13 protein-coding genes are annotated in these 13092 nt (G+C 71.8%); 2 read left to right on the plus strand and 11 right to left on the minus strand.

All coding sequences use genetic code 11. The annotated features are described in order from the left end of the window. The 5 genes from KS423_RS01045 to KS423_RS47845 form a co-directional block, all read right to left on the minus strand. On the minus strand, positions 1-1894 hold a 1894-nt coding region (locus KS423_RS01045), incomplete at its 3' end, for an FtsX-like permease family protein (protein WP_224273731.1). Then, positions 1888-2625 carry an ABC transporter ATP-binding protein gene (locus KS423_RS01050; protein ID WP_224273733.1) on the minus strand — a complete coding sequence of 246 codons (738 nt, stop codon included), beginning with the start codon at positions 2623-2625 and terminating at the stop codon, positions 1888-1890. The genes KS423_RS01050 and KS423_RS01045, both read right to left, overlap by 7 nt. Before the next feature lie 68 nt (positions 2626-2693). Further along, on the minus strand, positions 2694-4556 hold the full coding sequence (locus tag KS423_RS01055; protein ID WP_224273735.1) for an AfsR/SARP family transcriptional regulator: 1863 nt from the start codon (positions 4554-4556) through the stop codon (positions 2694-2696). 200 nt (positions 4557-4756) lie between these two features. Then, entirely contained in the window at positions 4757-4942 is a 186-nt protein-coding gene (locus tag KS423_RS01060; protein WP_224273736.1) for a hypothetical protein, read from the minus strand. 226 nt (positions 4943-5168) lie between these two features. Then, the gene (locus tag KS423_RS47845) at positions 5169-6149 is read right to left on the minus strand and encodes a glycoside hydrolase family 16 protein (RefSeq protein WP_224273738.1); all 981 of its coding nucleotides are present in this window, start codon (positions 6147-6149) and stop codon (positions 5169-5171) included. A 447-nt stretch (positions 6150-6596) separates the two neighbouring features. On the opposite strand from KS423_RS47845, the gene KS423_RS01070 reads away from it, so the two are divergent. Beyond that, complete coding sequence (locus KS423_RS01070; RefSeq protein ID WP_224273739.1) at positions 6597-7760, plus strand: glycosyltransferase family 2 protein; 1164 nt, start codon at positions 6597-6599, stop codon at positions 7758-7760. Then, a complete protein-coding gene (locus tag KS423_RS01075; protein ID WP_224273741.1) occupies positions 7751-7975 on the plus strand; it encodes a hypothetical protein in 225 nt (74 codons plus the stop codon). The genes KS423_RS01070 and KS423_RS01075 overlap by 10 nt, the downstream gene beginning before the upstream one ends. A gap of 81 nt (positions 7976-8056) precedes the next feature. On the opposite strand, the gene KS423_RS01080 is transcribed toward KS423_RS01075, so the two are convergent. Genes KS423_RS01080 through mppP form a run of 6 tightly spaced genes read right to left on the minus strand, consistent with a single transcriptional unit; the run spans position 8057 to position 13063 of the window. Continuing rightward, on the minus strand, positions 8057-8794 hold the full coding sequence (locus tag KS423_RS01080; RefSeq protein ID WP_224273742.1) for a polyprenol monophosphomannose synthase: 738 nt from the start codon (positions 8792-8794) through the stop codon (positions 8057-8059). Between the two features lie 25 nt (positions 8795-8819). Continuing rightward, complete coding sequence (locus KS423_RS01085) at positions 8820-9701, minus strand: alpha/beta fold hydrolase (RefSeq protein ID WP_224273744.1); 882 nt, start codon at positions 9699-9701, stop codon at positions 8820-8822. Then, positions 9701-9913: an MbtH family protein gene (locus tag KS423_RS01090; RefSeq protein WP_224273746.1), complete on the minus strand. Its 213-nt coding sequence runs from the start codon at positions 9911-9913 to the stop codon at positions 9701-9703. Before KS423_RS01090 ends, KS423_RS01085 begins: the two co-directional genes overlap by 1 nt. Before the next feature lie 26 nt (positions 9914-9939). Then, on the minus strand, positions 9940-10737 hold the full coding sequence (gene mppR, locus KS423_RS01095; protein ID WP_224273754.1) for an enduracididine biosynthesis enzyme MppR: 798 nt from the start codon (positions 10735-10737) through the stop codon (positions 9940-9942). Then, complete coding sequence (locus KS423_RS01100; protein ID WP_224273761.1) at positions 10734-11912, minus strand: aminotransferase class I/II-fold pyridoxal phosphate-dependent enzyme; 1179 nt, start codon at positions 11910-11912, stop codon at positions 10734-10736. Before KS423_RS01100 ends, mppR begins: the two co-directional genes overlap by 4 nt. Beyond that, positions 11912-13063, minus strand: coding sequence for an enduracididine biosynthesis enzyme MppP (mppP, locus tag KS423_RS01105; RefSeq protein WP_224273763.1), 1152 nt, complete (start codon positions 13061-13063; stop codon positions 11912-11914). Before mppP ends, KS423_RS01100 begins: the two co-directional genes overlap by 1 nt. Positions 13064-13092: the final 29 nt, after the last annotated feature.

Consider the following 13092-nt stretch of genomic DNA (forward strand, 5'->3'; position numbering starts at 1 on the left):
CGGGGCGTCCGCGCAGCGCGGCCGCCGCCGCCAGGACCGAGGCGGGGACGGCGACCGCGGCACAGGCCGCCGTCACCGCGGCCATCGCCGCCCACGGCAGTGCCAGCGGGGCCCCGGACCCGACCAGTACGGACAGCGCGGACCAGGTGCCCATCACGTTGAGCGTGGTCACGACCAAACCCAGGAGCGCGCCCGCCACCACCACGACGGCCGCCTCGACGGCCACCACGTACAGCACCTGGCCGCCGGTGGCCCCGGTCAGCCGCAGCGTCGCCAGATCACGGCGCCGGTCACCGGCGGCCGCGACCGCCGTCCCGGCCAGGGCGATCAGGGAGTAGATCAGGGCCAGCCCCAGCACCACGAAGACGGCCAACCGGCTCTCCCGCTTGGTCTCCGGCTGCGAGGCTGCGATCCACTCCTCGGCCGTGGCCGACACGGCGCCGTGCGGACGCACGGCCGCGGCCAGGGCGGCCCCGACCTGCGCCCGGTCCGCGCCCTGGTCCACCCGGACCTCGACCCGGTCGGGACGGGCGCCGGGGGCGTTGGCGGCGGTCACGTACACGCCGTTGCTGCCCGTGCCCCTGCGCATCACGGCGGCGACGGTCAGCGTCACCTTGGCGCCGTCCGACCGCCAGACGTCGACCTGCTTGCCGACCTCGGTGACCGGCCATTCGTCGTTGACGACGATCGACCGGTCGTTCAGGTCCTTCACCGACCCGGCGATCAGCGGGAGGCTCGACAGCTCGGCGAAGACCGCCGGATCGACGACCCGGCCCGGCTCGGGCACCCGCACCAGACCCTCGTAGAGGTACTCGACCGTGGTGGGCGCCGTGACCGCGGTACGGCTGCCCGGCACCGCGGCCGCCCGGACGGCGGCGTCGTCCAGCGTCCCCCCGGACGCCGGGGTGACGACGAAGTCCGCGACCGTACGGTTGCGGATCTCGTCCGTCTTGCCCGCGCCGACGGTGTCCGTCGAGCCGAGCAGGGACCCGGCCAGGGCAACGCTGACGAGCACCGGGGCGGCGATCGCGGAGGTCCGCCGGACACCGGCGGTCGCGCTCTCGCGCACCAGGGTGCCGACCGCGCCCCGGGCGGACTCCAGCGGCCGGGCGACGAGCCGTACCAACGGTCCGGCGGCCAGCGGGGCCAGCAGGGCGAACGCGCCGATGAGCAGCATCGGCTCGGTGGTGTACGTCTTGCGCTTGAGCAGGTTCGCCGGGTCGGACACCAGCTGCTGGACGAACAGGACCAGCCCGCCGGCCAGCAGCAGCCCGCCGAACACCCACCGTCCGACCGTCATCACCCGCTTGTCGACGGCCGCCTCCCGCAGCACCTCGATGGCGCTGGTGCGGGCCGCCCGGCCCGACGCGGCGAACGCGCCGGTGAGAGCGACCACGAGCCCGATCGCGAAGGCCACGGCGTAGGGCCACACCTGGTCGCCCGTCGTGAGCCACGCGGGCGCGAGCCGCTCCCGGGCCATCCAGTCGATCAGGGCGGGGCCGCCCACGCTGCCGATCAGCATCCCGGCCAGTGCGGCGGGGACGGCCACCACGGCCGCCTCGACGAGGACGGCGACCCGCAGTTGGCGGGGGGTCGCCCCGGCGATGCGGAGCAGGCCGAACTCGCGCTGGCGCTGGGCCACCGCGAAGGCGAACGCCGACGCGACGACGAAGACGGAGGTGAAGGTGGTGACGGCCGAGGCGGTGCCGAGCATGGCGTTGACCGTGAGCACGGCGTCCGCGTCACGGTCCTTGAGTTCCTGCGGCGCGTCGAGGGTGGCCGCCAGCGCGAGCCCCATCGAGGCGGTCAGGCCGACGCCGAGCGCGACGGCGAGGAAGACACCCACGAAGTGGGCCCAACGGGCCCGCACCGTGGCCAGGGCGACACTCAGCACGAGATCTCCTCGAGCTCGGTCATCCGCGCGGCGATCTCGTGGGCGGCGGGCCGCAGCAGCTCGCCGCTGACCCGGCCGTCGACGAGGAAGACCACCCGGTCCGCGTGGGAGGCGGCCTGCGGGTCGTGCGTCACCATGACGACGGTCTGGCCGTCGTTGTCGACCAGACCGCGCAGCAGGGCGAGTACCTCGCGGCCGGTGGAGGAGTCCAGGGCGCCGGTCGGCTCGTCGCCGAACAGCACCTCGGGCCGGGTGATCAGGGCGCGGGCCAGGGCGACACGCTGCTGCTGGCCGCCGGACAGCTCGGAGGGCCGGTGGCGGGCGCGGTCGGCGAGGCCGACCCGGCCCAATGCCTCCGCCACCGCGCCGCGCGGGGGCTTGCGGCCGGCCAGCCGCAGCGGAAGCGCCACGTTCTGTTCGGCGGTCAGCATCGACATCAGGTTGAACTGCTGGAAGACGAAGCCGATCCGGTTGCGCCGGAGCAGCGTCAGCTCGCTCTCGGACATGCCGGTCAGCTCGGTGCCGCCGAGGGCGACGGAGCCGCCGTCGGGCCGGTCGAGGCCCGCCGCGCACTGCAGGAGGGTCGATTTCCCCGATCCCGAGGGACCCATGATCGCAGTGAAACTCCCGGCCGGCAGGGCGAGCGAGACTCCGTCGAGTGCTCTGACCGTGTGGTCGCCCGTTCGGTAGGTCTTCGTCACCGACGTCAGCACTACTGCGTCGTTGCTCATAATCCTCTTGTCTCTCGTGGTGTGAGGCGGCGATGGGCCGAGAATGGACGGGGGCGGTGGGAAGCTGCTCAACTCGCCACCGGCAGCGCGGTGTCGACGGGGATCCGGACGGGCAGGGAGCGTGCGTAGCAGAGCACGAGCCGGTGGAACCGGTACTGCGGAACCCCGTTCGTCCCTCCGGACGGTTCCGCGGGATCCATGAGCGAGGCGTCGGCCAGTCGCTCCAGCAGGTCCTCGGCCAGGACGACGGGAAGTTCGAGTACGGCGGCGGCGGTCGCGGCCGAGAAGGAGCGCTCGCCCAGCGCGGAGCACAGGCGCAGGTCGTCCTCCGCCACGCCGGTCAGCCGCAGCCAGGAGCGCAGGGAGCGGGCCATGTCCAGGCCGCCGAAACGCAGTTCGCGCAGCCGGTTCGCCGGGGCGGCGAGCAGACCGGCCAGCAGTGCCGGCGACCAGTGGGGGCGGGCGGCGAGCCGGGCGCCTGCCGTCCGCAGGGCGAGCGGGACGCCGCCGCAGTACGCGATGATCTCTCGGGCGGCTGCCAGGTCCTCGGCGACCCGCCCGACACCCACGGCGGCGGCCAGCAGGGCCAGGCTGTCGTCGTCGCCGAGCGGTTCGACGACGGTGGTGTGCGGGCCGATGGCGGCGGCGAGGTGCGCGTGACCGATCACGAGAACCGCGGGCTCCTCACCGCCGGGGAGGAGCGCGGCGAGCTGCTCGGTGTCGGACACGTTGTCCAGCACGACCAGCAGCTTCCGTCCGGCGGTACGGGCGCGGTAGCGGCGCACCAGCTCGTCGAGACCGGGGCGGAACGCCACGGCGGGGGACATTCCCTCGCCGTACGCCCCGTCGCCGGCCGCCGTCTCCTCGCCGAGGGCGCGCAGCAGCCGGACCAGGACTTCGCGCGGATCCCGGGCGGTGCCGTCCTCGTCCGCGAGGTCCACGTACAGCTGCCCGTCGGGGAAGTGGTACCTGCTGGTGTGCGCGGCGCGCAGGGCGAGGGCCGTCTTGCCGACCCCGCCCATGCCGGTGATCAGGCCGCGCCGGACAGGGCTTCCGGGGGCCAACAGAGCCTGCAGCGAGGCCAGTTCCCGCCCCCGTCCGACGAACGTGGCGGTGTCCGCGGGCAGTGTCGACGGCGCCACCGGCCCTGTGGGGGCGGGCTCCCGAGGGGCACGGGTGAGCGACTCGGCCGGGGCGGTGTCGAGCGAACCGTTGAGTACGGCCTGGTAGGTCCCGGTGAGTTCGGCACCCGGGTCGACTCCGAGCTCGTCGGCCAGTACACGGCGGCCCTCGTGGAAGACGCGCAGGGCGTCCGCCTGACGGCCGGACCTGAACAGGGCGGTCATCAGCTGCGCGCGCATCCGCTCCCGCAGGGGGAAGTCGCAGACGAGACGGACGAGTTCAGCGGTGAGGTGCTGGTGATGGCCCAGTGCGAGGCCGGCCTCCACGCGGTTCTCCAGCGCGGCCGCCCTGACCTCCTCCCAGTGTGATTCCTGCTGCTCGACCAGGAGGTCCGTGGTGTTGGCCAGCGCCGGACCGCGCCACAGGTCGAGCGCCCGGTTCAGCAGAGCCCCCGCCTCCTCGTAGCGGTGCGCCTGGAGCGCGGCGCGGCTCTCACGTTCCAGCCGCTCGAACTCGACGACGTCGATGAGGCTGTCACCGGTCTCGATGGCGTAGCCGGGTGCCCGCCGGACGATGGCGACCTCGGGTTCGAGGAGTTTGCGCAACCGGGAGACATAGGTGTAGATCTGCGCGTTCATCGTTGTGGGTGGGTAGGCACCCCAGAGCAGCCAACTCAGCCGTGCGTCCGGGACCACCCTTCCGCGAGCGATCAGCAGCGCCGCGAGCAGCGTGCGCATCTTGGTCCCGGACAGCCCGATGGGCTTGCCGTTGCGTCTGGCTTCGACGGGACCGAGCAAGCTGAACTCCATGGTTCCCCCCGTTGGCTGGTGTCCTGTGTACGCCCATCCTGCCGGGGGCGGGTGTCGTCCCGCTTTCGATCCGATTTCGCCGCAGGCAACCGTCGTCGTTCCCGGGTGCGCAGGACGCCGGACGCCTCTGCCGTCGGCCCCGTGAGCCGGATGGCGTCGGGGTTCTCACCACCGTCATACATTGGCGCCGGTAACGGAGTTCAAACGGAATCGTCGGGACGTCGCGCGGCGGGGGAGAGTGCGGCGCGACGCGCCCGCGGCCCGTGGTGGGCGCGCAGTCGGGCGTCGAACTCCTCGCGCGGCTCCAACTCGCCGGAGCCGGTGCGCTCCTGGAGCTGACGGGCGATCCGGAGGGAGCGCGGAGCAGCGCTGCGATACGTGGCCACGCCGGGATCCTATGCGCCCCGAGGTCTCGGCTGCCGGTCCCGCCGGCGCCGCCGGCTCCGACACCAGGCCCGGACAGTCCCAGGCACGGGAAATGACGGGGCATCAGCCGAAGAGCTGATGCCCAGTCACGATGAACACCGTTGCGGTATCGGAGAACCGGACCGACCGGTCAGCCGAGTGTTTTTCCGTCCCTGTATTCAGCCGGTCGGGAACCCGGGGGCGGGGTCAGTGCTTGGGGAGGGTGTTCACGAAATTGGTGTTGGTGGCATAAAAGCCACTGACAGCCTTCTCGGCCTCCGCCAGGGTGACGTTCTTGTCCGCCTGGTAGTAGAGCCAGTTGACCTTCATGTCCCATGTCCGGGTACCGGACATCGTCGCGGGAAGGTCGATCAGCCAGGAGCTGAACCGGATGCTCAGGGGTTCGCGCGGGTAGGACTTGTTGCCGCTGCTGAACAGGGCCTTCCCGTCGACGGAATAGGTGACCTTTCCGTTGTCGGCGGTCATCATCAGGGTGTGCCAGCCCGCGACGCTCTTCTTCGTGGCGAGGGTGTCCCGGTCGTTCTGGGCGGAGCTGCGCCAGCTCGTGGTGTCGAGCCGGGGGCCGGGCGCGCCCCAGCCGCCGTTGGGCATGTACTCGAAGTCCAACTCGCTGTACTTCTGCGAGTTGTGGTCCGGCGAGATCGCGTAGGCGGTCTGGATGATGTGGTCGCCGTCGCGGCCGTCGGCCGGCTTGTCGCTGAAGAAGATCCGGGCGGCGATGGTGCCGTTCAGGGACTCGCCCGTCGAGCGTCCGACCTCGACCTGCTTGGTGCCCTTGGGGGTGCCGTCGCTGGTGACACGCAGCTGCATCGCCTGGCCGCTCTGGGCGTCGGCCACGGTGGGGAAGGAGACGCCCTCCTTGGACCAGGTGTCGCGGATGCCGGGGCCACCGCCGTCGGTGCGGACGGTCCAGCCGTGGGCGGCCAGGGAAGGGTCCTCGGCTCCGGTGTAGTGGAAGGCGTCGAACAGGACGCCGGGCGGCCCGGGCGGGGTGGTGGGGGTCGGCGCCGCGGTGGCGGCCTGCTGCGCCTCCTGTCCGCGTCCGGCCGTGGGCCCGGGGGACTCCTTGCCGGAAGCGCACGCGCTCGCGCAGGCGGCGAGCATGGTCAGGGGCAGGGCGATCCCGAGTGCGGCCCGCGTGCGGGTGTGCCGGGTGAGGCGGGTCACGACTGCTCCTCCGAGGGGGATGCGGAGGGTGCATGGCGTGCACATGCTTCGCATCGGATCGACCAATTCCCGCTCATCCTATCCACGCCGTTGCATCGCCTTTCGGCCCTCGGAACAAGACCCGTCCCGGAAGAATGCGGCTCAAAGAGCGGGTGGGGGGGTGGAATGTGAATGTGTTCCCGGCCACGTTCGTTGCCGCTCACGCGTGGGTGATCTGCCTGATTTGGCGCGCTTTGGCGGAGGCGGCCAAGCGGCCCGACTTACTTTGGGGAAGTGCGCGATCGCGCTGCGTGCCATCCGATGCCGGGGGGGCGTGCCAACCCGTTGAACCGTCTACCTTCTGGGAGGGTATCCTCTCCCCGGCCATCAACGGGATGTGCACAGAGTGGGCGGCGTTGACCACCACGCCGTCAAAACGGGGGAGTTCGTACCGTGTCAGGTGCCGCCGTGCCCAGCGCGCCCATCGAGGAGTCGCGGTCCTCGCGCAGCCGGCACCGTCGGGGCCGGGTGGCCCCCGCGGCCGGCACCGCCCTCTACGACACCGTGGTCCTCGTCCCCGCCCGGAACGAGGAAGTCGGCGTTCTCACCTCGCTGGACTCCCTGGCCAAGCAGAGCCGGCGCCCCGACCTCATCATCGTGGTCGTCAACAACTCCACCGACCGCACACGCGAGTTCGCCCAGCAGTTCGCGGACGACGAGCGCACGCCGCCGACCGTGGTGCTCAACCTGGACAACAACCCCCACAAGAAGGCCGGCGCCCTCAACCACGGGCTGGACTGGCTCCGGGAAGCGGTCGGCGGACGCCTCACCGGCGCGGTGCGCCACGTCCTGGTGATGGACGCCGACACCGAGCTGCACCACCGGTTCATCGAGCGGGCCCGCAACGTCATCTCCTCCGACCCCGAGCTGGGTGGCGTCAGCGCCTCCTGCCTCGGCCGGACCGGCCTGTGGCGCAGTCCCTGGCAGCGCTACCTGCTCGGCATGCAGATCATCGAGTACGGCCGGGCGGCCAGCGCCCGCTACCGCGCCGACGTGCACACCATGTCCGGCGCCGGCAGCTTCTACCGCGCCGAGGCCCTGCAGACCCTCATCGACTGGCGCGGCGAGGTCTTCTGGGAGGACCACCGCAACCTCGTCGAGGACTACGAGACCACGCTGGCCCTCAAGGAGTCCGGCTGGAAGGTCACCGCCAACGAGCTGTGCATCGCCTACACCGACCTGATGCCCACCCTGCGCGAACTCATCCAGCAGCGCGAACGCTGGTCCCGCGGCACCGTCGACACCCTTCGCGCCCGCGGATGGACGAAGTTCACCTGGCACTCGATCAGCACCCTGATCATGGGGCTCGTCGCCTCCGCCTACATCCTCGGCTGGGGCACCAAGCAGGTGGCCGCCATCGTGGAGTACGGGGTCAGCCATGGACCGCTGTTCTGGGCGATGATCGGCTTCTGGGTCCTCTACCCGGCGCTCCGGGTCCGCAAGCTCGGACCCAAGGCCATGATCGTCGAGGCGCTGCTGGTACCGGAGCTCGTCTTCACGGTGGTCCGCACCTACTGGCTCGTCTCCTCCGTCGTCAAGTCGTACATGACACGCGTCTCCGCGTGGAAGTGACCCGAAAGAACACCATGAACGTCTTCAAGGGCCTGGGCGTCTGCATCCTCCTGGCGGCCATCACCGTCGCCATGACCCAGGTTCCCAACGCCGACCTCGTCCTGATGGTCGTCAGCATCACCGTCATCAGCGTCTCCATCGTCACCTTCGCGGCGTCCGTTCGCCGCAGCCGCCGGGACCGCCGCCTTGCCGGTGCCGGCCGCCGCCGGGCCTGACCCGGCGCCCGCGGAGGCCGTCGGTGGATGCCCCGGTGTCGCCCGCTGCGTCGGTGAGGCCGGCGAACCGGCCGTGGGGGTTCAACCGCGCTTGCCCCCGAAGCGCAGCTTCCACGGGGCGAGGGCGGATTCGAGCTGCACTCCCATGCTCATCTTCGACACGCCCTGCTCGCGTTCCTCGAAGCGGATCGGCACTTCGAGGACGGTGAATCCCCGCGTCACCGCGCGGTGGTTCATCTCGACCTGGAAGGAGTACCCGTTGCTGTGCACGGAGCCCAGGTCGATCGCGCGCAGGGTCTCGGCCCGCCACGCCTTGAATCCGGCGGTGGCGTCCTTCAGCCGCAACCCCAGGATCGCGTTGACGTAGATGTTGGCCCAGGCCGACAGGGCCCTGCGCGACCAGGGCCAGTCGGAGGCGGTCGAGCCACCGGCCACGTAGCGCGAGCCGATCACGGCGGCGGCGCCCTTCGTCAGCAGCGCGTCGACCATGGCCGGGATCGCCGAGACCGGGTGCGAGAGGTCGGCGTCCATCTGGATCACGATGTCGGCGCCCTCGTCCAGCGCACGGGTCATTCCGGCGACGTAGGCGCGGCCGAGTCCGTCCTTGGCGACGCGGTGCAGCACGCCGACGGTGTCCGGCGCGTCGGCGGCGAGTTTGTCGGCGACCTCACCGGTGCCGTCGGGTGAGTTGTCGTCGACCACGAGCAGGTGCAGGTTCGGCACCGGCAGGTCCGCGAGCAGACCGGCCAGTACCGGCAGGTTGTCCCGCTCGTTGTAGGTCGGCACGACGACAACGGTCTTCGGGGATGCGACGGCCATCGGCACTCCTCGGTCGGGAAACGGTTCAGGGGCCGGTCACCGGGCGCTCGTGGGCCGCCGCACGGTTCGTACGTGCGAGAGGGCGGGCCGGAACGCTCCGGAAGAACTCCAGGATCTGCCGGTTCACCTCCTCCGGCTGCTCCAGGTAGCCGTAGTGACCCGCGCGGTGGATCAGCCGGTGGGCGGCGCCGGGGATGGCACGTGCCACCTCGGCGACCAGGTGCGGGGGCGTGATCAGGTCGTCGGCGAAGCCGATGACCAGACACGGCGTGGTGATCGCGGCGTAGGCCGCGAGGCGACGGGGGTCCGGCTTGATGGCGAGCTGATGCCGCAGTCCGGGGCCGGCGGACAGCGACTGCTCGAACACCGGCAGCCAGTTGGACACTTCGAGGTCGTCGTTGAGCGTGTGCGGGGACAGGTTCTGCATCGCCTGCACGGCCGCGTGGTACCCGCGCGGCAGCGTGATGCCGGAGTCCAGCAGCTCCAGCTCGGCCCGGTCGGCGGCCGCGCGCAGTTCGTCGTCGCGGCCGCGGGTGGCCATCAGGACGGCGGCGGTGGCCAGGTCGGGCCGGGTCAGCAGCAGTTCCTGCACCACGTGCGCGCCGAGCGAGGTCCCCACCAGGCGGCACGGCCCGGCGTGCAGGTGCTCGATGAGCCCCGCCAGGTCGGCCGCGAGGTCGCCGACCGTGAAACCCGCCTCGCCGGGGTCGCTGGGGGGCACACCGCGGGAGTCGTACGTGATCACCCGATAGCCGGCCTCGGTGAGCGCCGGCACCTGGTGCAGGTGCCACGCCCGGCCGCGACCGCCCGCGCCCATGACCAGGACGACCGGCTCCGCGCCTTCCCGGCCGCCGGGTGCGAGGTCGTCGTAGTGCAGCTGTGCCCCGCGGACGGTCGCGACGCCCATCAGCGTGCGGCCATGCGGTCGGCCAGGCTCTTCGGACGCATGTCGGTCCAGTGCTCCTCGACGTACGCGAGGCAGGTCCCGCGGTCCGCGTCGGCCAGCGCGACCGACCACCCCTCGGGAACGGCGGCGAACGCGGGCCAGAGCGAATGCTGACCCTCGTCGTTGACCAGCACCTTGTAGGCCGTGTCAGGGTCCTCGAACGGATTTGTCATCGTGTGCTCCTTCGGGGGGACGGGTTTCAGGCGAGCGCCTGGCCGGAGACGAGCGTCTCGGCGTATCCGAAGACGTGGCCGCGCCCGACCTCGACCGGCCGCAGCGAGGCGAAGTCCTCGTCGAGCGCGTCGAAGATCTCAAGGGTCGCGTCGCCCGACCACACCTCCGAGAACTCGACCCCCGTGACGGTCGAGGTCACCAGCCCGAGGTCGGGCTCCTCACCGTCGATCCACCGCGGCTGGACCCGGCTGTGCACCAGCGGCACGGTGTGCAGCGCCGGCGGCTCGGCGGCCGGGGCGGTCACGCTCACCGAGGCCTGGGCGATCCGGCGGCCGCCCGTCGAGGCGGTGCCGTGGTACGTGCCCGCGGCGGAGCCCAGGGGACCCGCCTTGCCGACGCGCATCGGCCGGGTCTGGTGCACCTCGCCGAACTGCTTCGGCATTCCCTGCACCCAGCCGCGCAGCAGCGGTACGGGCTGGTCGACCCAGGCGTACGGGCACCGGGCCAGGCGGCGGCCGCGGTACTCGCAGCCGAGCAGGATCAGGAACTCACTGAACTGGCTGGCACCCGGCTCGGCCAGCTCGGTGCCCGGCTCCGAGCACCACTGCCAGTGCGCGAAGACCGCGGCGGCCTGCCCCGGATCGGCGCCGAGGTCGAGCTCGGGCGGGAGGAACCGCGCCGCCGCCTCCGGATCCACGCGGTAGTCGACCATGACGACCTCGCCGGAGAAGTGCCACGGCGGAGGAGTCAGCGTGGACGAGGTGCCGGACGGGGACAGCGGAAGGCTGTAGCCGCGCAGGCTGCTGACGACGGAACTGGTCATCGAAGGGTTTCCTCGTTTCTCCAGGCGGCGGCGAGCCGCGCGGCCGCCTCCGCCAGACGGTCGGGCGGGTTGAAGCTGTACGCGAGCCGCACGTGGGTGCCGGGCGTGCTGCCGTAGCGGGATCCCGGTGCCACCGCGACGCCTGCCCGGTCGGCAGCGGCGAGCAACGACGCCTCGCTGCGCCGCGGGTCGAAGGTCAGCCAGACGAAGAATCCGCCGGCCGGACGGTCGATGGTCACCGACTCGCCCAGGCCGGCCCGCAGGGCGGCCACGAGGGTCTCGCGCCGCAGCCGGAGCTGGTCCCGCAGCCACGACAGGCGCCGGTCGTAGCGGCCGTCCCCCATCAGCATGGCCACGGCCAGCGAGGTCAGGTGGTTGAGCGATCCGCCGCTGACCAGCTGTCCGCGGTTGGTCAGCGTCTCGACCAGGTCCGGTTCGGCCTCCAGCCAGCCCAGTCGAAGGCCCGGCCCGAGTGTCTTGGCGAACGACCCGAGCCGGATCACGCCCCGCCGGCCGGCCAGTGCGGCGAGCGAGGGCGGCGGGGTGGTGCGGTCCAGGGCCAGTTCCGTGTACGCGTCGTCCTCGACGATCGGCACGCCGTGCCGGGCGGCGACCGCGAGCAGCTGGCGGCGCCGCGATGTGCCCGCGACCGTGCCGGTCGGGTTGTGGAAGGTCGGCGTCAGGTAGACGAACGCCACGTCGTCGCCCTGGGACAGGGCCTGGTCCAGCGCCTGCGGCCGCACGCCCTCACCGTCGGCGTCCACCTCACGCAGGCGCAGACCGTGGTCGGTCATGATGCTCCGGCCCAGGTCGTAGCACGTGCGCTCGACCACGACGGACCGGCCGGGCCGGCCCAGGACGGTGCACAGCAGGGTCAGCGCCTGCGAGGTGCCGGCGGTGACCATGACCTCGTCGGCCGTGCAGCCGTGCCGGGCGGCCAGCAGGGCGCGCAGCGGCTCGGCCCCGGCGTTGGCGCCGTAACTGAGCGCCGCGGGGCCGAACTCGGTGAGGGCCTCCGCGTAGAGCGGAAGCACCTCGTCGACCGGCAGCAGGCTCGGTTCGAGGTAGCCGGGCCCCAGGTCGATGACGCCGGGCGGGGAGACGGCCTGCACCACCCCCGCACGCCACCAACGGGCGTGCGGGAGCGGCGAGACCGTCGTGTTCGGTGGAACCATCAGCCCTGCTGCCCCGGGGTGTCCAGCAGAGCCGCGCGCAGCACCCGGGCGCCCGCGAGCAGGGTGGAGGGGTTCCGGGACAGCGCGATGCGCAGCATCCGGTCGCCCTCCTCCGGCCGCGCCCAGTGGAACTTCTGGCAGGGCAGCACGTAGAGGTTCTGCGAGCTGACCGCCGACCAGACGTCCAGTGCCAGCCGCGAGCCGACGTGCACGCGCTCCACGCTGGTGCGGGCATCCTCGTCGATGAAGCTGATGTCGGGCACGCCCGCGAGCTCGGCACGCACCAGGGCCCGGTTCTCGGCGATCGTGCGCTGCAGGTCGGCGAGGCCGCCGTCCGCCCCGTCGTCGGCGAACCGCTTCACCATGAGCATGATCAGCGGCGAGGTGCCGAGCAGGATGTCCGAGTGGATCTTCTCGATCGGCAGGTCCACGTTCTCCGAGCGGACCAGCCAGCCGATCTTGAGTTCGAGCGTGGGCCACAGCTTGCCGGTGTCCTCGATGACCACCCAGCGGCAGCCGCTCGCGTCGAGGATGGCGTAGTGGTCGAACTGCGCGGCGGGGTCGAAGCCGCGGAACGAGGTGTCCAGGGCCAGCACCACGTTGTGCTCGGCGCACTGCTCGGCGAGCCTGGTCAGGCGCTCCGCGGTCATCACCCGGCCGGTGGGGTTGTTCGGCGTGGTGATGAAGACGCAGCCGACCTGCTCCAGCAGCTCCGTCGGCAGGTCGTCGTCGTGGGCCTGCTCCTCCTCGACCGGGATCAGCCGAAGGCCGACCCCGCGCAGGATGTCGGGGATGTTGTCGAACGTGGGGTGGAGCAGCGCCACCGCGTCGGACGTGGTGACCAGCGAGCGGGCCAGGATCTCCATCGCCAGCGAGGAGGAGTAGCACGGCAGCGTCCGCCCGGCGGCGAACGGGTGGCTGTGCTGGCCGAGCATGCCGAAGAACGAGTCGGCGGCCTCCTGCTCGATCTCGGCCACCGGGCGCATGACGGCCTCGGCCCACAGGTCCGGCAGCTCGGCGATGACCTTGGCCTGCGCGGGCGTGAGCTGCTGGCGGGCGTGCCCGTCGGCGAGGTTCATCGAACTGTTCAGGGCGAGCGTCTCGAATTGGGTCAGGTTCTCCGCGGAGACCTTCGACGGAATTCTGTTCACAAGCACCTCTCATATGAGTGTGTGGCGAA

Origin of the sequence: Streptomyces sp. LS1784, from assembly GCF_020103755.1 — a bacterium.
Classification (GTDB): domain Bacteria; phylum Actinomycetota; class Actinomycetes; order Streptomycetales; family Streptomycetaceae; genus Kitasatospora.

Bases quoted from the DNA above. Each gene is read 5' to 3' on its own strand.
- KS423_RS01050 (WP_224273733.1), bottom strand. From the start codon at position 2,625: ATGAGCAACGACGCAGTAGTGCTGACGTCGGTGACGAAGACCTACCGA.
- KS423_RS01085 (WP_224273744.1), bottom strand. From the start codon at position 9,701: ATGGGCGTCGCGACCGTCCGCGGGGCACAGCTGCACTACGACGACCTC.
- KS423_RS01080 (WP_224273742.1), bottom strand. From the start codon at position 8,794: ATGGCCGTCGCATCCCCGAAGACCGTTGTCGTCGTGCCGACCTACAAC.
- KS423_RS01090 (WP_224273746.1), bottom strand. From the start codon at position 9,913: ATGACAAATCCGTTCGAGGACCCTGACACGGCCTACAAGGTGCTGGTC.
- KS423_RS01100 (WP_224273761.1), bottom strand. From the start codon at position 11,912: ATGGTTCCACCGAACACGACGGTCTCGCCGCTCCCGCACGCCCGTTGG.
- KS423_RS01055 (WP_224273735.1), bottom strand. From the start codon at position 4,556: ATGGAGTTCAGCTTGCTCGGTCCCGTCGAAGCCAGACGCAACGGCAAG.
- mppR (WP_224273754.1), bottom strand. From the start codon at position 10,737: ATGACCAGTTCCGTCGTCAGCAGCCTGCGCGGCTACAGCCTTCCGCTG.